A 20,425-nucleotide genomic window follows, 5' to 3' on the forward strand; every position below is an offset into this window, starting at 1 on the left:
CCTCGAAGGATGCTGAAGCAGAAGAAGACGCCGAGCTAAGCTGCAGGCATCTGCAGGGCGAAGCCGCGGGTCTTCAAAGCGTCGGCGATCTCGCCCAGCGTGCCGGGATCGTCGATCGTCGCCGGCATCGCCCAGGTCTCGCCATCGGCGATCTTCTTCATCGTGCCGCGCAATATCTTGCCCGAACGGGTCTTCGGCAGCCTCGCCACGGTGATGGCGAGGCGGAATGCCGCCACCGGGCCGATGCGCTCGCGCACCATCGCCACGATCTCGCGCTCGATCTCGTCGGGCGCCCGTGCGACGCCGGCTTTCAGCACCACGAAGCCGCAAGGCACCTCGCCCTTGATCTCGTTATGCACGCCGATCACCGCGCATTCCGCGACGTCGGGGTGCGAGGCCAGCACCTCTTCCATGCCGCCGGTGGAAAGCCGGTGGCCGGCGACATTTATGATGTCGTCGGTGCGACCCATGATGAACAGGTTGCCGTCGGGGTCGCGGAAACCGGCATCCGCCGTCTTGTAGTAGCCGGGGAACTCGGTGAGGTAGGTCTCGACGAAGCGTTCCTTCTGCTCCCACAGCGTGGGCAGGCAGCCGGGCGGCATCGGCAGCTTGATCGCCACCGCGCCCATGCGGTTCGCCTCCACCGGGTGGCCCGCTTCGTCCAGTATATCGACGCGGTAGCCCGGCATCGGCACGCCGGTCGAGCCTGCCGGCACCGGCAGCCGGCCGAGGCCGACCGGATTGCCGGCAATGGCCCAGCCGGTCTCGGTCTGCCACCAATGATCCACCACCGGCACGCCCAGCTTCGTCTGCGCCCAGCGCACCGTGTCGGGATCGGCGCGCTCGCCGGCGAGGAACAGGGTGCGCAAGGTGGAGATGTCGTGGTCACGCATCAGCCGCCCTTCCGGGTCTTCCTTCTTGATGGCGCGCAGCGCGGTCGGGGCGGTGAACAGCGCCACCACGCCGTATTCCGCGACGACGCGCCAGAACGCGCCGGCATCCGGCGTGCCCACCGGCTTGCCCTCATAGAGCACGGTGGTGCAGCCGGCGAGCAGCGGGGCGTAAACGATGTAGGAGTGCCCGACCACCCAGCCGATATCCGAGGCCGACCAATAAACCTCGCCCGGCCTCACGCCATAGAGCGCCTCCATCGACCAGCGCAGTGCCACCATGTAGCCGGCGGTGTCGCGCACCACGCCCTTGGGTTTGCCGGTGGTTCCGGAGGTGTAGAGGATATAGAGCGGATCGGTGGCGCCGACCGGGGCGCAATCGACGCCGCGCCCGCCCGCCGCCGCGCGATCGCGCAGCTTCGCCCAGTCGCGGTCGCGGCCGGGCTGAAGCTCGGCTTCCAATTCGGGGCGCTGCAGGATGATGCAGGCTTCCGGCTTGTGCGACGATAGCGCGAGCGCCTGGTCGAGCAGCGGCTTGTAGGGCACGAGCCGGGTCGGCTCGACACCGCAGGAGGCGGAGAGCACCACCTTCGGCTTGGCGTCGTCGATGCGGCTCGCCAGTTCCATGGCGGCGAAGCCGCCGAACACCACGGAATGCACCGCGCCGATGCGGGCGCAGGCCAGCATGGCGAACATCGCTTCCGGCACCATCGGCATATAGATGACGACGCGGTCGCCCTTCTCGACGCCGAGGTCGCGCAGCATGGCGCCGATGGTGCGCACCTCCGACAGCAGCTCGGAATAGGTGATGGTGCGTTTCACCCCGGTGACCGGGCTGTCATAGAGGATCGCCGCCTGGGTGCCGCGGCCGGCGCTGACATGGCGGTCCACGGCGTTGTAGCAGACATTGCACAGGCCGCCGACGAACCAGCGGCCATAGACGCCGCGGGTGGGCTCGAAAATGTCGCGTGGCTCGGCGATCCAGTCGATGGCCCGGGCCGCCTCGCGCCAGAAACTTTCCGGGTCGGCCTCCGCCCGCATATAGGTAGCGGGGTAGCGGCTCGGCGTGGCGTCGGTGCTCGTCTTGGCGCGGTTCTTCGACATATTTGTCTTCTCGATCTATCCGCCCGGCATCGTCTGTGGCGACGTCGTCGGAACGAAAAACCGCCGGCACGCGGGCCGGCGGTTCTCGTCGTCGGCCGTGCGGCCGAAACGCGGGGAAATACGCCCCGTTTCTCGCAAATCAGTGTAGCGTCACGTCTTCGCCGCTACGCAATCGGTTGATCTGGTCCTTGAGCTGAAGCTTGCGACGCTTGAGATCGGTGATCTTGGCGTCATCGGAGGCGGGATGGTTCAGTTCTTCGCGGAGCTCCCTATCGAGCGCCTGGTGGCGCCGTTCCAGCTCCGCGACATGCGCCTGCATGGACATGGACAATCTCTCCCTGTCTCGAAGTGAACGTCATTAGTCTGTCACGGCTCGCACCCGCTGTCGACGAAACGAGTCGCTGCAATGCAGCATCCGGGAGATGTCGTTGCCATGCGGCTCACCGGCATATTGCGGCGGCGGGGCAGGGGGGTGATACTCCCGCTTGGCCGTGTGCGAGCGGCGAGTCGGAAGGCAGGTCGGGCGTTCGTGAACATGACGGCGGATGAGGAACGCGAGCTGAAGGCTCTCCTCGAGCGCCTGCGCCAGGAGCACCGCGATCTCGACAACGCAATCGAGGCCCTGCAGGCCATGCCGGGCTGCGATCAGTTGCAGCTTGCGCGCTTCAAGAAGCGCAAGCTGCAGCTCAAGGATCGCATCGGCTTCGTCGAGGACCAGATTTTCCCGGATATCATCGCGTGAGGGAGTGCCCTCGACCGTGGGCGGGTAGGCGTCTCGCCGCTCGTCATGGTCGGGCTTGTCCGGCCATCCATCGTTGTGCCTTGGTCCAAAGACGTGAATGCCCGGGACAAGCCCGGGCATGACGTCGTTTGGAGAGGGAGCCGAAGCGTCGCGGCTCAGATCTGCGTCAGCAGCACGTCGGCATTGGTCTTGTCGGCCTTGCTCGGCACGTCCTCGACGTTCAGCACCATGACCTCGCCGTCCTCGACCAGCATCGAGTAGCGCTTCGAGCGCAGGCCGAGGCCGGCGGCCGAGGCGTCGAAATCCATGCCGATCGCCTTGGCGAACTCGCCATTGCCGTCAGACAGGAACACGATCTTGCCGCCGGTGTTGGACGCCGATTCCCAGGCCGCGAGCACGAAGGGATCGTTCACCGCGGTGACGGCGATGGTGTCGACGCCGCGCGCCAGAATCTCGTCGGCACGGGCGACGAAGCTCGGCAGATGATTCTTGTGGCAGGTCGGGGTGAAGGCGCCCGGCACCGCGAACAGCACCACCTTCTTGTTCTTGAAGACCTCTTCGCTGGACTTCGGCACCGGCCCGTCGGCAGTGGCGACGCGGAAGGTGGCGCTCGGCAGCATGTCGCCGACCTTGATCGTCATGGGATGTCCTTTCGTGCGCGGAATTTTATCGAGTGCGGAGCGACCCGCAGGCGAGGGCGCTCCGCCTGAGCACCCCACCTTGGTCGGACGGCAGCATAGTCATTTCCCGCCGCGCGGGAAGCCGTATCACGGCGCGGAAAGCGGGGCCTCGACCTCGACGGCGCGGTTGCCGTCGATCAGGGTAAAGCGCAACGGCACACCGGCGATGCTGGCGCCCTTGGGCACGCCGTCGACCGGCATCAGGAATTCGGCGCGGCCATCCTTGACGTGCTTGAGCGTCGGCAAGGGCAGGGCCCAACCATCAGTGGGCCCCTCGACGAACAGGTCTACGCCCTTCTCGGCGCTGGCGACGCGGGCCTCGATACGCACTGCCTTGCTCTCGAGCTTTACCGTGTCGATGCCGACTGCCCCGCTGGCGCCCAGCGCGGCGCGGCGCGGCAGTGCGGCCTCGGCCGCGATCAGTGTATCGGGGGAGGGGGCCGCGCCGGCTGCCGGCACATCGAGCGCGAGTGCGGCATGTGCCGGCTGGCAGATCTTCTCGCAGACCGCGAATTCCAGATCGAGCCGCAGCTTCACCGGCTGCGCGGCGTCCTTCGGCGCGATGCGCACCGGCAGGATGACGTCGTGCTTGTAGCCGATGGAGAAATTGCCGTCGCCATCGCCGAAGCGCTGCGGGGCGGGCCAGGACAACGCGACGCTGCCGACATTCTCCGAGCCCGACCAGTCGAAGCGCGGCGGGATGCCGCTGTCGCCGGGATAGCGCCAATAAGTCTTCCAGCCGGGGGCGAGGCGGATCTCGATGCCGCCGGCGAGCGTTGTACCGTCGCTCGCGCCGGCGAGGAGGCGCACCGCGGTGCCGGACGGCGCCGACCAGTCGGATTCCATGCCGGCGTGTGCCGGCGACGCCACGCCGGCCAGCAACGCGGCGAGGGACAATGGAATCGTCGAAACGAGCTTCAGGACCATGGCGTTGGCGATATCCTGTCCGCTGCGCGGCGGGAAGCTACAGCGCCTGCACTTTGCTGTGAACCCTTCGACATTTGAGTCATTGTGCAGCGCACCTCCTTGAAAAAGCGCCCTTTGGGTTTACGCTTTCCCTATGAGGATCGGACACCCGACTGACGACACGCCCGGCGGCGAGTTCCTGGACGGGCAGATGCTGGTGGCGATGCCCGGAATGCGCGACGAACGCTTCGCGCGGGCCGTGATCTATCTGTGCGCCCACTCTTCGGAAGGGGCGATGGGCATCATCGTCAACCAGCCCGCCGCCAACATCAATTTCCCGGATCTGCTGGTGCAGCTCGACGTGATTCCGGAGGCCGAGCTGATCCGCCTGCCGTCGCGAGCCGGCACGGTGAAGGTGCTGCGCGGCGGACCGGTGGAAACCGGCCGCGGCTTCGTGCTGCACAGCGCGGATTTTTTTATCGAGAATTCGACGCTGCCGATCGATACCGGCGTCTGCCTGACCGCGACGCTCGACATATTGAAAGCGATCGCGGCCGGCGGCGGACCGGAGAACGCGATCCTCGCGCTCGGCTATGCCGGCTGGGCGCCGGGGCAGCTGGAGAACGAGATCCAGCAGAATGGCTGGCTGCATTGCCAGGCCGACCGCTCGCTGATCTTCGAGGCCGACACTTCGGCGAAATACGAACTCGCCTTGCGCAAGATCGGCATCCACCCGGGCATGCTGTCGAGCGAGGCCGGGCACGCGTGAGGCCCTGAGCTGCGCATTGCTTGAGCATCCTTCGAGGCTCGCTTTGCTCGCATCTCAGGATGACGTGGTTCTGTAAAAAGCAGAGTCATCCCGAGGCGCCCGGCAAAGCCGGGCCTCGAAGGATGCTCAAGCCGTGCAACTCACCCCTGCGAGGCGGCCTTGGGCGGCGGGGCGTCGTCTTCCGCCGGCGCGGCTTCGGGCTCTTCCTCTTCGGCCACCGGACGCTGCGGGGGACGGGGGCGCTGCGCGGCCGGTTTAGCCGCAGCAGGCGGCACCCGCGCCGGCGCGGGCTGGGGCTGCTCCGCTTCCTCGGTGGCGGTGGCGGTGGTGGTGGTGGCGGTGGCGACGCCTGCGCCGGGTTTGGCAGCCCTGGGGGCCGGCTTCGCCCTGCCGAGGCGGCTGCGCTCCAGCAGCGAGGTCGGCTGCACCTCCGGCTGGAACGCCTTGCGGGCGTCCTCCGCGGTCATCGGCTCGCCGAACAGATAGCCCTGCGCATATTTGCAGCCGAGCTTGGCCAGCGCCTCGGCAGCGGCTTCGGTCTCCGCACCTTCGGCGACGATGTCCATGCCGAGATCGTGCGCCATATTGACGATGGAGCCGAGAATGACCGGCCGCTGCGCCTTGGCGCCGGAGCGGCCCAGCCCCTTCACGAAGCTCTGGTCGATCTTGATGGTGTCGAACGGGAAGCGCTGCAGATAGGCGAGCGAGGAATAGCCGGTGCCGAAATCGTCGAGCGAGAGGCCGGCGCCAAGCTCGCGCATGCGGTGAAGCATCTGCGCGGCATATTCCGGATTCTCCATCACCAGCGATTCGGTCAGTTCCAGCTTGAGCGTGCCGTTGGCGACGACGTTGCGGGCCATGACCGCTTTCAGGTCCTGGATCAGGTCGTGCCGCAGCAATTGGCGCGAGGAGACATTGACCGAGACGAAGACCGGGTCGCCGCGCATGTTGCGCTGCCAGGCGCCGAGCTGGCGGGCCGCGCTGTCGAGCACGAACAGGCCGATATCGACGATGAGCCCGGTCTCTTCGGCGATGCCGATGAAGTCATCCGGCGCCAGCGTGCCGAGCTTGGGGTGGTTCCAGCGCACCAAGGCCTCGAAGCCGGCAACCTTGCGGTCGGCAAGGCGCACCACCGGCTGGTAGAGCACGGTCATCTCGTCGCGCTCGATGGCCTGGCGCAGGTCGCTCTCCAGCGTCAGCCGGTCGAGCTTGTGGTTGCGCATCGCCGGGCGGAACACCTCGATGCGGTCGCCGCCGACGCGCTTGGCGAAGAACATGGCGAGCTCGGCGTCCTTCAGTACTTCGCCGGGATCGCGCTTGCTGCCGTCGGCCAGCACCAGGCCGATCGAGGCGGTGATGAAGATCTCGCGGTCGCCGAAGGTGATGGGGGCGCGCAAGGTCCGGCGCAGCGTGTCGGCGAAGGCGGTGATGCGCTCGGCATCGCGCTCCGACATCAGGATCAGGCCGAAATGGTCGCCGCCGAGACGGGCCAGCGTGTCGTGCTGCTTCATCAGCCGCATCAGGCGCCGGGCAACGGTGAGCAGGATGGAATCGCCGGCCGCCATGCCGAGGCTGGTGTTCACCTGCTTGAAGCGGTCGAGATCGACCAGCATCACGGTGGGCTTCAGCGTCTCGTCGGCACGGGCGAAGCCGATCGCCGAGGACAGCCGGTCGAGGAACAGCTCGCGGTTCGGCAGGCCGGTGAGGTTATCGTGCACGGCGTCGTGGAGCATGCGCTCCTCCGCCGTGCGGCTCTCGGTCACGTCGGACAGCGTGCCGATGCAGCGCACCACCTCGCCGTCGGTGCCGACCACGGGACGGGCGCGCAGGTTGAACCAGAAATAATGCCCGTCCTGCGCACGCAGCCGGAAATCCTGGTCGATGCGGCCGCGGCGCTGGTCCAGCACGCCGTCGAGGGTGGCGCGGAAACGGTCGCGGTCGCCGGGGTGGATCACTTCCAGCCAGCCGGCGGCTTCGGTCTCCAGCGAGCCGCGCTTGAGACCGAGAAGCTGCTCGACCTCGGGGCTGACATGGATGCGGTCGGTGTCGACGTCCCAGTCCCAGACGATGTTGCCTGAGCCGGCGACGGCGAGCGCGCGGCGCTCCAGCTCCTGCGTCGAGCCGGCAATGGCCCCGAGGCCGGCGAACGCGTGCTGCATCACGGTGAAGCCGATCAGCATCACGATCAGCACCAGGCCGCCGAGCAGCGCCGGGGCAACGAGGTCGTTGCCAATATAGCCCGATACCGCCATGCCGGCGGTGATCACCCAGACCACCAGCAGGAACAGCGTGGGGATGATGAGCACGGCGCGGTCATAGCGGTGGAAGGCGAGCCACACCACCATGCCGAAGCCCATGAAGGAGACGGCGAGCAGCGACAGCCGAGCGATGCCGGCCGCAGCCGACGGATCGAGCAAAGCGAGGCCGATCAGGGCGGCGAGGAACACCAGCCAGCCGACCGCGATATGGGCATAGCGCACATGCCAGCGATTGAGATTGAGATAGGCGAACAGGAACACCACCAGCGTCGCCGCCAGCATCGCCTCGCCGGCCGCCCGCCAGAATTGCTGGGCCAGCGGCGATATGCCGAACACCTTGCTCCAGAAGCCGAAATCGAGGCCGATATAGCCGAGCACGGCCCAGGCCAGGGCGGCAGCGGCCGGGAACATCACCGAGCCCTTCACCACGAACAGGATGGTGAGGAACAGCGCCAAGAGGCCGGCAATGCCGATGACGATGCCATTATAGAGCGTGAAGCTGTTGACCTTGTCCTTGAAGGCCTCCGGCTCCCACAGATAGAGCTGCGGCAGATCCGGGCCGGTCATCTCGGCGACCAGCGTTACCGTAGTGCCGGGATCGAGGGTAACGAGGAAGACGTCTGCATCGGGCGCGCTCTGGCGCTCCGGCCGGAAGCCCTGGCTGGCGGTGATGTTGACGACGCGCCGATTGCCGAGGTCGGGCCAGAACACACCGGAACCGACCATGCGATAGTGCGGCGCGACGATCAGCCGGTCGACCTGCTCGTCGGTGTTGTTGGCGAGCGCGAACACCGCCCATTGGCTGCCGTTCGGGCTCGGCGCCACGGCACGCACCTCGATGCGGCGCACGATGCCGTCGGCGCCGGGCGCGGTCGAGATCTGGATGCGGTCATTGTCGCTGTTGTGGCGTTCGATCGCCGGGGCGAGATCGACCACCAGCGCGTCGAGCCGGATCGCGATCGCCTCCACCGCGTGCGCCGCCGGCGGCGGCAGCGCTGCCGCGAGAGCGAGCGCAAGCATGAGCGTAGCCGGGCGCGCCTCCCTGAGGGCGGCCATTAACACGGCCAGCGGGCTGGCAAGGAGACGACGCACGATGCCCAACAAACACCTCGAAAGCTGGCCCGGAACGGTCTGACGCCGTTCCCGGGCCGCGCCGCGCCACGATGAGTAACGGCGCGGCGCGGCGGGAGCAAGGCGCCGAAGAGTGTCCCAAGAATGGCGCGTTGGAAAGCGTCGCGTGGTTTCTCCCCGACATGGTGAATGGGAGAACCCAGCGCCGGCGCCACCGCTTGTAAAATTTTCCTGAAAAATCGGGCGTTTACTCCGGATTTCCGAAACGTCAGGAGGCGCTCTGGCCGGTCCAGATGCGCAGCTTCGCCTCCGCCTGGGCGCGCTCGGCCGGGGTGAGCGCGGTGAGCATCTTGTCGAGCATGTCGTCCTTCAGGCCCTGCGCCCTGGCGGCCAGATGCCAGGTCGCCGCCGCCACCTTATCCTGCGGCATGCCGCGGCCGGCGGAGAGGATGCGGGCCAGCCGATTCTGCGCGATGGCGTTGCCGGCGAGCGCGGCCTTGCGGAACAGCAGTGCGGCGGCAGCCTCGTCCTTCGGTACGCCATTGCCGTTGAACACCATGATGGCGTACTCGACGGTGGCCACCACATGGTCGAGCAGCATGGCCCGCTGCAAGAGGCGGGCACACTCATTGATGTCCTTCGCCACGCCATTGCCGTCGCGATAGAGCGTGGCCAGCGCATAGAGCGCGTCCGGCTGGTCCTGGTCGGCGGCGATGCGGAACAGCTTGGCGGCAGTGGCCGGCTCGCGCGGCACCGCCTCGCCTTCCAGATAAAGCAAAGCGAGATTATAGGCCGCCGCGGCATTGCCCTTGTCGGCGGCCTGCTGGAACAGCTTCGCGGCTCCTGGACGGTCGGCGGTCTCGCCCTGGCCTTTCAGCTTCATCACGCCGAGCGAGAACAGCGCGTCGGCGCTCCCCCGTGCCGCGGCGGCCTGGTACCATTGGCGGGCCTTGGCGGCATCCTCGCGCACGCCATAGCCTTGGGTGTAGAGCGAGGCGATCAGCACCATCGCCACCGGATCATTGTCCGCCTTGGCGCGCTTGGCGGCGAGGTCGAGGGCGGTGACGAACCGCCCACGCTGATAGGCGCCGTAAGCGAGATCGGTGGTGGGATCGGTCGGCGCGGGATTTTGCGCGGCGGCGGGCGGATTTGCCGGAGCGTTCGAGGGCGCCGTGGCGCCGGGCTTGGCGGGCGTCTTGGTCGGCGGCGTCTGTGCGTATCCACCGGTCGCCGCCACACTGAGCGCGGCGCAGGCGAAGAGGGGCGCGAGCCGGCGTCGCATCAGCTCGCCCAGGCGAGGCGGGCGGAGACGGCAGTAAGCGCCTCCCCGGTGAAGGCGAGGAGGTCGATGGCGATGAAGTCGGCGCCGGCTTCCGCGAGTGCCTCGACCTCGTCCAGCGATGCGGCGAAGGCGACGCAGGGCGGTTCGAACAGCTGCGCCCACCAGTCGGTACGCTCCAGCGTGGTATCGAAGGCCGGCCGGCGGCCGGCGGCATCGGGCTCGCCGAACATCACATAGTCGGCGCCGAGCTCGCCGGCGGTCATGGCGTCGTGCTTGGTGCGCAGCCCGCCGACGCCGGCAATGCCATGCGGGCGGACCATGGGAAGCGCCGCCTTCAGCGCATTGGTGCTGTCGAGATGCGCGCCGTCGGTGCCGAGCCGATCGGCGAGTGCGACGTCGCCCTCGATGAGGCAGGCGGCGCCGATGGCGTGGGCGCTCGCCACCAGTGGCGCCAGCGCAGCGGCGTCCGCCGTGCCGGGGCGCAGCAGGACGGCGGCAATGTCGGCCACCTTTCCCGCGGCGCGGATGGCGGCGAGGACGGCGTCACGATCCGTGCCGTCGAGCGGCGGCGTGAGTAGATAGAGGCGCGGTTGCGGGCGCGCCGGTGCGGTATCAGGTCGGGCCATGCTCAAGCTGTTCCGCATGATGGCGGCGAAAGCGCGGCCAGTTGGTGAGCCGGCGCGCGTCCTTCCTAGAACATGTTCCGCAAAAGTTGGAAGAGTTTTGCGATCAGGACTGGCTCCAGGCTCCGATGGGGAATGACGAGCTTGTTAAGGCTAGCGCCGGCTACAGCACCGCAATTGGTTCCCGCCTTCGCAAGATGGTGGTAATCACGCTGCCGCGGCTGCGTGCCGGCCGTTGGGGGGAACCATGCTGAAGCCATCCGTCCGTCGTGCCGCGCTGCTCGCCTTGACGACTGCGCTCTCCACGCCTGCCCTGCTCTCGATTCCTGCCTTCGCGCAGGGCACGCCGCCCGCCGCCGCGCAGGCGCCCGCAGCTTCCGCGCCCGGCCAGCAGGCCGCCGCCGCGCTCGCCTGGCCGCGCAGCTTCGATATCGGCGACAGCCAGCTCCAGATCTACCAGCCGCTGGTCGAGACCTGGAATGGCGACCAGCTCACTGGCCGCGCCGCCATCGCGGTCGGGCCGAAGACCGGTAACCCGACCTATGGCATCGCCCATTTCACCGCGCGCGTTGCGGTCGACAAGGCGGCCAAGCTGGCGCAGCTCACCAATATCGACGTGGTGAAGGTCGATGTGCCGACCGCGCCGGGGCAGGACACCACGCTGATGAGCGCGTTGCAGTCCCGCATCCCGCCGCAGGGCATGACGGTCGCGCTCGATCATCTGATGACCAGCTATGCCGCCTCGCAGTCGCTGTCGAAGCAGCTGAGCCAGCCGGTCGACAACACGCCGCCCAAGATCGTCTTCACCCCGAACCCGACGCTTCTGGTGCTCATCTCCGGCAAGCCGGCGCTCCAGCCGCTGAACGGCGTGACCGGCTTCCAGCGCGTCATCAATACCCGCCCGCTGATCCTGCTCGACGCCTCCGGAGTCTATCATTTGCAGGCCGCCGGCACTTGGTACGAGGCGACCGCCATCGACGGCAGCTGGGTGGTCACTGCCGCGCCGAGCCCCTCGCTCGAAGCCGCGGGCAGCACTGCCAATTATGAGGAAGCGGCCGAGAGCATGCTGCCGGCCGACGGCAAGAAGCCGGCACAGCCGCCGGCGGTCGTGGTCGCCACCACGTCGACCGAAGTTGTAGTGACCAGCGGCCAGCCGCAAATGGTGCCGGTCGACGGCACCTCGCTGCTGCGCATGAGCAATGCCGACCACGCCGTGATCCTCGATCCGAGCAACAATAATTACTACGTGCTGATCTCCGGGCGCTGGTTCAGGGGCCGCGACCTGAAAGGGCCGTGGGACTTCGTGCCCGGCGCCAGCCTGCCCTCCGACTTCGCCAAGATCGCCGCCACCGACCCGGCGGCGAACGTGCTGGTCTCGGTGCCCGGCACGCCGCAGGCGAAGGAGGCGCGCATCGCCGCCACCATCCCGCAGACCGCGAGCGTCGCCCGCAATACCGATCTCAATCTTCAATATGATGGCGGCACGGCGAAGTTCGTGCCGATCCAGGGCACGATCCTCAGCTATGCGGAGAACACCCGCATCCCGGTAATCCGCCTGGCGCCGGACCGCTATTATGCGGTGTTCCAGGGGGCCTGGTTCGTCTCGCAGACGCCGGCCGGGCCGTGGGTCATCGCCGACGTCGTGCCGGCGGCGATCTACACCATCCCGACCTCCTCGCCGCTGCACTACGTCACTTATGTGCGGATCTATGCCTCGACCGCGGATGCGGTGGTGGTCGGCTATACGCCCGGCTATTTCGGCGTGGTGCTGGCGCCCGGCGGCACCGTGGTCTACGGCACCGGCTATAATTGCGTCGGCTATATCGGCACCTACTGGTACGGCTGCCCGGCGACCTATGGCTATAACGCCGCCTTCGCCTGGACCGAGGGCTTTGCCTTCGGCTTCGCGGCCGGCTTCGCCTGGGGCGCCTATTCGCCCTGGTGGGGTCCCTATTGGGGCCATGGGCCCTGGGGCGGGCCGTGGGCCAGCATCAATGTGAACCAGACCAACATCTATGGCCGCTGGGGCGGCTACGCCACCGTCAACCATGCCTGGGGCTACAATGCCTGGAACGGCAATGAATGGTCGGCGCGCAACTGGGACGGCACCACCGGGCGCGGCACTGCCTTCGAGGGCCGCTCCGCCGCCGCCTTCAACCCGTGGACCGGCAATTACGCCGCCGGCCGCGAGGGCCAGCACTATAATCCGGCGACCGGCGCCTGGGGCGGCTCGCGCGCCGGGATCGAAGGTAATGTGAATAGCGGCAACTTCGATGCCGGCCGGCAGTCCGCCGGCTACAACCCGACCACCGGCACCGGCCATGCCTCGGAGACCGGCATCTCCGACAATAACGGCAAGGTCAGCGTCGACAGCAAGGGTGTCGCCGGCAATGCCAAGACCGGCAATGCCGTCGCCTGGAACAACGGCAAGGTCTACACCGACCACGACGGCACCATCCACCAGTACAGCAACGACAATGGCTGGCAGAAGCAGACCATCGACGGCTGGCAGAAGGACACCGACGCCGACCAGATCGGCCGGCTCGACAACCAGCGCCAATATCAGGACATGGGCGACCAGCGGGTCGATAATTTCGCTCGCAGCGGCGGCTATGACGACTTCGGCGGCGGAGATCGCGGCTGGGGTGGCGACGACCGCGGGGGTGGCGGCGGCTGGGGCGGCGGCGACCGCGGTTTTGGCGGTGGTGGCTTCGGCGGCGGCGGTTTCCACGGTGGCGGTTTCGGCGGCGGTGGCTTCCGGCGCTGAACCAGGTGTCATCCCGGCCGCAGCCCGCAGGGCGGAGAGCCGGGATCGCTCACCATACGGCTCTCCTGCGGCACGCAATCCCGGATATGGCCTTGCGGCCATTCCGGGATGACAGTCTTTGAGAGAGCAAACAAAAACGCCGCCCTCCCGGGCGGCGTTGTCGTTTCAGCGCACCGAAGTTCGGTGCGACGGCCTCAGGCCGCCTTCTTCTGCTCGATCTCGGCGCTCCACTGGCCAAGGGCGGCGAGGTAGTTCATCCGGGCGCGGTGAGTGAAGGCGGCCTGGCCGGCGGCGACGTTCTCCGGCTTGCCGGCCCACGCCTTCTGCGGTGCCGCCTGCAAGGCGCGGCCATAGGAGAAGGTCATCGGCCAGGGATAGCCGCCGGTGCGCACCATGGCGTCGAGATGGGCGGTGGCCTCCTCGTCCGACTGGCCGCCGGACAGGAAGGCGATGCCCGGCACCGCCGACGGCACGCAATTCTTCAGGCAGCGAATGGTCTTCTCGGCGACTTCCTGCACCGAGACCTGCTTCGGCGACTTCTTGCCGGGCACCACCATGTTCGGCTTCAGCACCATGCCTTCGAGCCGGATGCGGGCATAGAAGAGCTGCTGGAACACTTCCTTCAGCACCCACTCCGTCACCTCGTAGCAACGGTCGATGTCGTGGTCGCCGTCCATCAGCACTTCCGGCTCGACGATCGGGACGATGTTGGCTGCCTGGGCCAGCGCCGCGTAGCGGGCCAGCGCCTGCGCATTGGCGATGATCGAGGTGTAGCTCGGAATGTGGGTGCCGATATCGATCACCGCACGCCACTTCGCGAAGCGGGCGCCGAGCTCGTAATACTCCTTGAAGCGCTCACCGAGGCCGTCGAGGCCCTCGGTGATGGTCTCGCCGGAAGCGCCCGGCTGCGGCCTGGCACCGAGATCGACCTTGATGCCGGGAATGGAACCGGCGGCCTCGATCAGCTTCACCAGCGGGGTGCCGTCCTTGGCGTTCTGGCGGATGGTCTCGTCGTACAGGATCACGCCGGAAATGTAGTCCCGCATCGCCTCGTCGGAGCGGAACAGCATTTCACGGTAGTCGCGGCGGTTGTCGAAGGTGGATTCGACCCCGATCGCGTCGAAACGCCGCTTGATGGTGCTAGAACTCTCGTCTGCGGCAAGCAGACCCTTGCCATTCGCACACAGTTTATAGGCGATTTCGTCGAGGCTTGCCGTCATCTCTCTCTCCCGCACAATCGAGACGTGAAGCGTACGCTGCGGCCCGTTCTTCCGCAGCGTGCGATACTATTATATTTTATCACACCCCTGATGACGAAGCGGCCGCATCGCCGCACCGGTCACTTGAGTTGCTATCGGCGCAGTGCCTCCACCCCCGGCAGCGCCTTGCCTTCCAGCCATTCGAGAAAGGCGCCGCCCGCGGTTGAGACATAGGTGAAGCGTTCGGCGACGCCGGCATGGTTCAGCGCCGCCACGGTGTCGCCACCGCCGGCGACGGAGAGCACGCGGCCCGCATCGGTAAGCTCGGCCGCCGCCTTCGCCACCTCGACCGTCGCCATGTCGAAGGGAGAGAGCTCGAAGGCGCCGAACGGACCGTTCCACACCACGGTCTTCACGCCCTTCAGCTTCTCGACGACATTGGCCACCGAGGTGGGGCCGGCATCGAGAATCATCTCGTCGCTGTCGACGCCGTCGACCGGCACCACGCGGTTGTCGGCGTGGGCCTTGAACTCCTTGGCGACCACGGCATCTACCGGCAGCACGATCTCGCAGCCGGCGGCTTTCGCCTTCTCGACGATGGAGCGGGCGGTGGCGCCAAGGTCATGCTCGCACAGCGACTTGCCGACATCGGTGCCGTCAGCCGCCAGGAAGGTGTTGGCCATGCCACCGCCAATGACCAGCAGGTCGACCTTCTTCACCAGATTGCCGAGCAATTCGAGCTTCGACGACACCTTGGCGCCGCCGACCACCGCCATCACCGGGCGCTCCGGTGCCTCGAGCGCTTTGGCGAGCGCCTCGATCTCCTCCTGCATGCAGCGGCCAGCATAAGCCGGGAGATGATGGGCGATGCCCTCGGTCGAGGCGTGGGCACGGTGGGCGGTGGCGAAGGCGTCGTTCACATAGAGGTCGCCGAGCTCCGCCAGCGCCGCGACGAAGGCGGGATCGTTCTTCTCCTCGCGCGGATCGAAGCGGGTGTTCTCCAGCAGCAGTACCTCGCCGGGCTTGAGCGCGGCGACCGCGGCTTCGGCCTTCTCGCCGATGGTCTCCGGACAGAAGGCGACCGGCCTGCCGAGGCGAGAGGCAACTTCGCCGGCTATCGGCTCCAGCGAGAGCTTGGGATCGACGCCCTTGGGGCGGCCGAAATGGGCGAGCAGGATCACCTTGCCGCCTTTGTCCGCGATCTCGCCGATCGTCGACAGCACCGCCCGGATGCGAGTGTCGTCGGTGACGCGGCCATCCTCGACCGGGACATTGAGATCGACGCGGACCAGCACGCGCTTATTGGCGACGTCGGCATCGTCGAGGGTACGGAAGGTAGAGACGTTCGGCTTGGCGTGGGTCATGGGCATGGCCTCGGAGCAGGAGCCGCGCTGGGAAGGAGGCCGCTGACGCGGCTGCTTTTCTCATTATCCACCGGTTCAGGCCGGCGTTCCCCTCAGAGAGGGTTGCGGGATGAGGGGGCTCCGCCGAGGCGCCCCAGCCCCTCATCCGACCCCTCCCGCCCATGGCGAGAGGGTCGACGGCGTCGTTCAGATCAGTTTCGCCAGCGCGACCGCAGTGTCGGACATGCGGTTGGAGAAGCCCCATTCATTGTCGTACCAGCTGAGCACCCGCACCAGCGTGCCGTCGAGCACCTTGGTCTGGTCGAGCGCGAAGGTTGAGGAATGGGAGTCGTGGTTGAAGTCGATCGAGACGTTCGGTTCGGCGGTGTAGCCGAGGATGCCCTTCAGCTCCTGCGCCGCGGCGCGCTGCACCGCCTCGTTGATCTCTTCCTTGGTGGTCGCGCGCTTGGCGACGAACTTGAAGTCGATCACCGAGACGTTCGGCGTCGGCACGCGGATCGAGGTGCCGTCGAGCTTGCCGTTCAGCTCCGGCAGCACCAGGCCGACCGCCTTGGCGGCGCCGGTCGAGGTCGGGATCATCGACATCGCGGCGGCGCGGCCGCGGTAGAGATCCTTGTGCATGGTGTCCAGCGTCGGCTGGTCGCCGGTGTAGGAATGGATCGTCGTCATGAAGCCGCGCTCGATGCCGACCGCGTCGTTCAGCACCTTCGCCACCGGCGCGAGGCAATTGGTGGTGCAGGAGGCGTTGGAGATGACGAGGTGGTCCTTCGTCAGCTTGTCGTGGTTCACGCCATAGACGACGGTGAGGTCCGCGCCGTCGGCGGGCGCCGAGACGATGACGCGCTTGGCGCCGGCGGTGAGATGGGCCGAGGCCTTCTCCTTCGAGGTGAAGATGCCGGTGCATTCCATGGCGATGTCGACGCCGAGCGCGGCGTGCGGCAGCTCGGCCGGATTGCGCACCGCCGTCACCTTGATGGGGCCACGGCCGACATCGATGGTGTCGCCGTCGACTCTCACCTCGCCGGCAAAGCGGCCATGGACGCTGTCATAGCGGAACAGATGGGCGTTGGTCTCGACCGGACCGAGATCGTTGATGGCAACGACCTCGATATCGGTACGACCGGATTCGATGATGGCGCGCAACACGTTGCGCCCGATGCGACCGAAACCGTTGATGGCGACCCTGACCGTCATGCGTTAAATCCCCGAGTGAGCGAGTTCCATACCCTGAACCATCCGCGCCCTTGGCTCATAGCCTGATGAACGCAGCGGCACCAGTCGCTTCACTCGGGGTCGCGGCACAATTGCGCAGCTCGCGGGCTCGCCCTGCGCGCTGCGCATAACTGTTCGCGTCCTGCGTCAGGCACCGGCCTTCTTCAACCGAGTGCGCGCGGCGGTTGCCACCGCTTCCGCGGTAATGCCGAAATGTGCGAACACCGCTTCCGCCTTGCCGGAGGCGCCGTAGCCGGTCATGCCGACAAAGGCGCTGTCAGAGCCGACGATCTCGTCCCAGCCCATGCGGATGGCGGCTTCCACCGCGACCTTGGCCGGGGCAGAGCCGATGACCTGCTTGCGGGTCTCTTCCGGTTGGGCGAGGAACAGTTCGAAGCAGGGCACCGACACGACGCGGGTCGGGATGCCCTCGGCCTCCAGTATGTCGCGGGCCTTGGCGGCCAGCGAGACCTCGGAGCCTGAGGCGAACAGCGAGACCTTGGCCGGCCCGGAGGCGGCGACGATCTCGTAGGCGCCCTTGGCGGAGAGGCAGCGCTCGGTGCCCTCGCGGCGCATCAGCGGCAGGTTCTGGCGGGTCAGCGCCAGCAGGGTCGGGCCGGTCTTGTGCTCCATCGCGATCTTCCAGGCTTCCGCGGTCTCCACCGTGTCGCACGGGCGGAACACCAGGAGGTTGGGAATCGCGCGCAGCGCAGCGATCTGCTCGACCGGCTCGTGGGTCGGGCCGTCCTCGCCGACGCCGATCGAATCATGGGTGAACACGTAGGTGACGCGGATGCCCATCAGCGCCGCGAGGCGGATCGAGGGACGGCAATAGTCGGAGAACACCAGGAAGGTGCCGCCATAGGGGATCAGGCCGCCATGGAGCGCGATGCCGCTCATGCCGGCACACATCGCATGCTCGCGAATGCCCCAATTGATGTAGCGGCCGGCGTAGTCCGGCGGCATCACCGCGGTGGCGGTCGCCTTGGTCTTGGTGTTGTTGGAATGGGTCAGGTCGGCCGAGCCGCCGACCATTTCCGGCACCGCGGCGGTGATGGCCTCCAGCACGATCTCGGAGGATTTGCGGGTGGCCACCGCGCCGCCATCGGCCTGCGCCTTGGCGATCACCGCGGAGATGGTCTCGCCGAACTTCGAGGGCAGGTCGCCGCGGGTGCGGCGCTCGAACTCGGCGCGACGCTCGATGTCGGCCTCGCTCAGGCGCTGGTTCCACGCCTTGTGGGCCTGGCGCGAGCGCAGGCCGGAAAGGCGCCAGGCGTCCAGCACGTCGGACGGGATCTCGAAGGGCGGATATTCCCAGCCGAGCGCCTTGCGGGCGCCTTCGATCTCGGCGGCGCCAAGCGGAGCGCCGTGCGCCGCATTGGTGCCGGCCTTGGTCGGCGCGCCGAAGCCGATGGTGGTGCGGCAGGAGATGAAGGACGGCTTGTCGCTGGTCTTGGCACGCTCGAGGGCGGCGAGGATGGCGTCGGGATCGTGGCCGTCGATGCGGGTGGCGTTCCAGTTCGAGGCCTCGAAGCGGGCGACCTGGTCGGTCGACACCGAGAGCGCGGTCGAGCCGTCAATGGTGATGTGGTTGTCGTCGTGCAGCACCACCAGCTTGCTGAGCTTGAGGTGCCCGGCGAGTTCGATGGCCTCTTCCGAGATGCCTTCCATCAGGCAGCCGTCGCCGACCAATACATAAGTGTGGTGGTCGACGAGGTCGGAACCGAACTGCGCGGCCATCATGCGCTCGGCCACCGCAAAGCCGATCGAATTGGCGACGCCCTGGCCGAGCGGGCCGGTGGTGGTCTCGACGCCGACGGTGTGGTGGTATTCCGGATGGCCGGGCGTCTTGGAGCCGAGCTGGCGGAACTGCTTGATGTCCTCGATGGTCATGCTCTCATACCCGGTGAGGTAGAGCAGCGAATAGAGCAGCATCGAGCCGTGGCCGGCGGAGAGGATGAAGCGGTCGCGATCCGGCCAGGACGGATCGGTGGGATCGAACTTCAGCACCTTGCCGAACAGCACGGTGGCGATGTCGGCGGCGCCCATCGGCAGGCCGGGGTGGCCGGAGTTCGCCTTTTCGACGGCATCCATCGACAGGGCCCGGATGGCGTTGGCCATGCGGTCGTGCTTCTCGCGGTTCGACATGGGGCTGATCTCTCCGAGGGGGCAGGCGGGGAGTGATAACATCACGTCTTGACACGGCATAGACACCAAATGGCGGTGCCGCCGTGCCGGTTGACGCTCTCCTTGGGCAGGGCTCAATGTGACAAGGTGCTGCGCGACTCAGCGCGTGCCCATCGGGAGAACGGAGCCCTGCCAATGGCCGAGACGGCATCCATCGAGGCCGCGACACGGCGTCTCTACGCTGCGGTCGAGGCGCTGGAGTCCGCGGTGGAGCGTCGCTTGCAGGTCGAGCGGCAGGAGGCCGCGCTCGCCGCGCAGCTTCATGCGCTCGGTGCCGATCGCTCGCGCCTGGCCTCCGCGCTCGACGGCGCCGAAGCGCGTGCCGAGAAGCTCGCCGGCGCCAATCACGAGGTCTCCCGCCGGCTCGGCAGCGCGATGGAGACGATCCGCGCGGTGCTTGCCGCGCAAGAGCGATAAAGGTCGGACATCATGGCGCACGTCACCGTCACCATTGCCGGACGCGCCTACCGCATGGCGTGCGACGACGGGCAGGAAGAGCACCTGACCCGGCTCGCCCAGGATGTCGATGCGCGCATCGACCAGCTGCGCGGCGCCTTCGGCGAGATCGGCGACCAGCGCCTCAGCGTGATGGCGGCGATCACCATTGCCGACGAGCTCGCCGAGGCGAAACGGCGGATCCGGACGCTCGAGCAGGATCTGGAGAGCCAGCGTGCCGCGCGCGCGGCGACGCTTGAGCGCATGGAGCAGAGCGAGCAGGCCATGGCCGGCGCGGTGATCACCGCCGCGGAGCGGCTGGAGCGCATAGCCCGCGACCTCGGCACAAGCCCGTCCGGCGCCGTCGGCATGGGCTGAAGCGCGATCCGCCGCCAGTGATCACCCCGGGCTTTGTTTCGAGCCTTCGGGCAGGTGGTTCAGCGGCAGCGGCGCCTGGGCCTTGACGGTCTGGATGGCGAAATTGCTTCGGATGTCGCTGACACCGGGCAATTTGAGCAGCGTTCCCAGCAGCAGCCGCTCATACCCCGCGAGATCGGGAACCACGACCTGCAACAGGAAATCGGCTTCACCCGAGACCAGATGGCATGACACGACCTCGGCGAGCCCCGCGACGGCTTCCCGGAAGGCCGTCGCCTCCTTGTCATGGTGCCGCTCGACCTTGACGCCAATGAAAACCGTGAGGCCGAGGCCGACTTCCTTCCGCCCGAGCGTGGCGTGGTAGCCGGTAATCACGCCGGCGTCCTCCAGCATCCGGACCCGGCGCAGGCAGGGCGAGGGCGACAGGCCGACTTCGTCCGCCAATTGCACATTGGTCAGCCGGGCATCGCGCTGAAGGGCTGCAAGGATACGCCGGTCGATCGCGTCGAGCTTCAGTTTTGGCATATTCACGTCATTGGCCGAACCAGATTGGCATAT

General features: G+C 67.4%; 17 protein-coding genes. 5 read left to right on the forward strand and 12 right to left on the reverse strand.

All coding sequences use genetic code 11. The features are described from left to right. Window positions 1-35 precede the first annotated feature (35 nt). Both G3545_RS24200 and G3545_RS24205 read right to left on the reverse strand, forming a co-directional pair. Window positions 36-1,994: a propionyl-CoA synthetase gene (locus G3545_RS24200; protein WP_170016453.1), complete on the reverse strand. Its 1,959-nt coding sequence runs from the start codon at window positions 1,992-1,994 to the stop codon at window positions 36-38. A 139-nt stretch (window positions 1,995-2,133) separates the two neighbouring features. Continuing rightward, a complete protein-coding gene (locus tag G3545_RS24205) occupies window positions 2,134-2,319 on the reverse strand; it encodes a DUF465 domain-containing protein (protein WP_170016455.1) in 186 nt (61 codons plus the stop codon). Window positions 2,320-2,529: 210 nt separating this feature from the next. On the opposite strand from G3545_RS24205, the gene G3545_RS24210 reads away from it, so the two are divergent. Further along, window positions 2,530-2,736 (forward strand): DUF465 domain-containing protein, encoded by a 207-nt coding sequence (locus tag G3545_RS24210; RefSeq protein ID WP_170018263.1) that lies wholly within the window; start codon window positions 2,530-2,532, stop codon window positions 2,734-2,736. A 155-nt stretch (window positions 2,737-2,891) separates the two neighbouring features. On the opposite strand, the gene G3545_RS24215 is transcribed toward G3545_RS24210, so the two are convergent. Both G3545_RS24215 and G3545_RS24220 read right to left on the reverse strand, forming a co-directional pair. Beyond that, window positions 2,892-3,377, reverse strand: coding sequence for a peroxiredoxin (locus tag G3545_RS24215; RefSeq protein ID WP_170016457.1), 486 nt, complete (start codon window positions 3,375-3,377; stop codon window positions 2,892-2,894). Window positions 3,378-3,503: 126 nt separating this feature from the next. Beyond that, window positions 3,504-4,343 carry a protein-disulfide reductase DsbD domain-containing protein gene (locus G3545_RS24220; protein WP_170016459.1) on the reverse strand — a complete coding sequence of 280 codons (840 nt, stop codon included), beginning with the start codon at window positions 4,341-4,343 and terminating at the stop codon, window positions 3,504-3,506. Between the two features lie 133 nt (window positions 4,344-4,476). Between G3545_RS24220 and G3545_RS24225 the strand changes: the two genes are divergently transcribed. Beyond that, window positions 4,477-5,091, forward strand: coding sequence for a YqgE/AlgH family protein (locus G3545_RS24225; RefSeq protein ID WP_170016461.1), 615 nt, complete (start codon window positions 4,477-4,479; stop codon window positions 5,089-5,091). A 140-nt stretch (window positions 5,092-5,231) separates the two neighbouring features. Here the strand turns inward: G3545_RS24225 and G3545_RS24230 are convergent, their stop codons facing one another. From G3545_RS24230 to G3545_RS24240, 3 genes are all read right to left on the reverse strand, one after another. Continuing rightward, window positions 5,232-8,369, reverse strand: a complete 3,138-nt coding sequence (locus G3545_RS24230) for an EAL domain-containing protein (protein ID WP_246702556.1) — start codon at window positions 8,367-8,369, stop codon at window positions 5,232-5,234. Between the two features lie 319 nt (window positions 8,370-8,688). After that, a complete protein-coding gene (locus G3545_RS24235) occupies window positions 8,689-9,702 on the reverse strand; it encodes a tetratricopeptide repeat protein (RefSeq protein ID WP_170016464.1) in 1,014 nt (337 codons plus the stop codon). Further along, window positions 9,702-10,328, reverse strand: coding sequence for a thiamine phosphate synthase (locus G3545_RS24240; RefSeq protein ID WP_170016466.1), 627 nt, complete (start codon window positions 10,326-10,328; stop codon window positions 9,702-9,704). The genes G3545_RS24235 and G3545_RS24240 overlap by 1 nt, the downstream gene beginning before the upstream one ends. Before the next feature lie 244 nt (window positions 10,329-10,572). Here G3545_RS24240 and G3545_RS24245 point away from each other — a divergent pair, with 244 nt between their 5' ends. Then, window positions 10,573-13,092, forward strand: a complete 2,520-nt coding sequence (locus G3545_RS24245) for a carbohydrate-binding family V/XII (RefSeq protein WP_170016468.1) — start codon at window positions 10,573-10,575, stop codon at window positions 13,090-13,092. Window positions 13,093-13,286: 194 nt separating this feature from the next. On the opposite strand, the gene G3545_RS24250 is transcribed toward G3545_RS24245, so the two are convergent. The 4 genes from G3545_RS24250 to tkt form a co-directional block, all read right to left on the reverse strand. Continuing rightward, window positions 13,287-14,312, reverse strand: coding sequence for a class I fructose-bisphosphate aldolase (locus tag G3545_RS24250; RefSeq protein ID WP_170016470.1), 1,026 nt, complete (start codon window positions 14,310-14,312; stop codon window positions 13,287-13,289). 131 nt (window positions 14,313-14,443) lie between these two features. Continuing rightward, the gene (locus G3545_RS24255; RefSeq protein ID WP_170016472.1) at window positions 14,444-15,655 is read right to left on the reverse strand and encodes a phosphoglycerate kinase; all 1,212 of its coding nucleotides are present in this window, start codon (window positions 15,653-15,655) and stop codon (window positions 14,444-14,446) included. A 186-nt stretch (window positions 15,656-15,841) separates the two neighbouring features. Beyond that, a complete protein-coding gene (gene gap / locus G3545_RS24260) occupies window positions 15,842-16,849 on the reverse strand; it encodes a type I glyceraldehyde-3-phosphate dehydrogenase (protein ID WP_170016474.1) in 1,008 nt (335 codons plus the stop codon). Window positions 16,850-17,014: 165 nt separating this feature from the next. Further along, entirely contained in the window at window positions 17,015-19,015 is a 2,001-nt protein-coding gene (tkt, locus tag G3545_RS24265) for a transketolase (RefSeq protein ID WP_170016476.1), read from the reverse strand. A 174-nt stretch (window positions 19,016-19,189) separates the two neighbouring features. Here tkt and G3545_RS24270 point away from each other — a divergent pair, with 174 nt between their 5' ends. Together G3545_RS24270 and G3545_RS24275 are read left to right on the forward strand one after the other, a co-directional pair. Further along, window positions 19,190-19,471: a DUF4164 domain-containing protein gene (locus G3545_RS24270; RefSeq protein ID WP_170016478.1), complete on the forward strand. Its 282-nt coding sequence runs from the start codon at window positions 19,190-19,192 to the stop codon at window positions 19,469-19,471. Window positions 19,472-19,483: 12 nt separating this feature from the next. Continuing rightward, a complete protein-coding gene (locus tag G3545_RS24275) occupies window positions 19,484-19,867 on the forward strand; it encodes a cell division protein ZapA (protein WP_170016480.1) in 384 nt (127 codons plus the stop codon). A 21-nt stretch (window positions 19,868-19,888) separates the two neighbouring features. Here the strand turns inward: G3545_RS24275 and G3545_RS24280 are convergent, their stop codons facing one another. Beyond that, window positions 19,889-20,392 carry an Lrp/AsnC family transcriptional regulator gene (locus G3545_RS24280; protein ID WP_170016482.1) on the reverse strand — a complete coding sequence of 168 codons (504 nt, stop codon included), beginning with the start codon at window positions 20,390-20,392 and terminating at the stop codon, window positions 19,889-19,891. Window positions 20,393-20,425: the final 33 nt, after the last annotated feature.

Source organism: Starkeya sp. ORNL1, assembly GCF_012971745.1.
Taxonomy (GTDB): Bacteria; Pseudomonadota; Alphaproteobacteria; order Rhizobiales; family Xanthobacteraceae; genus Ancylobacter.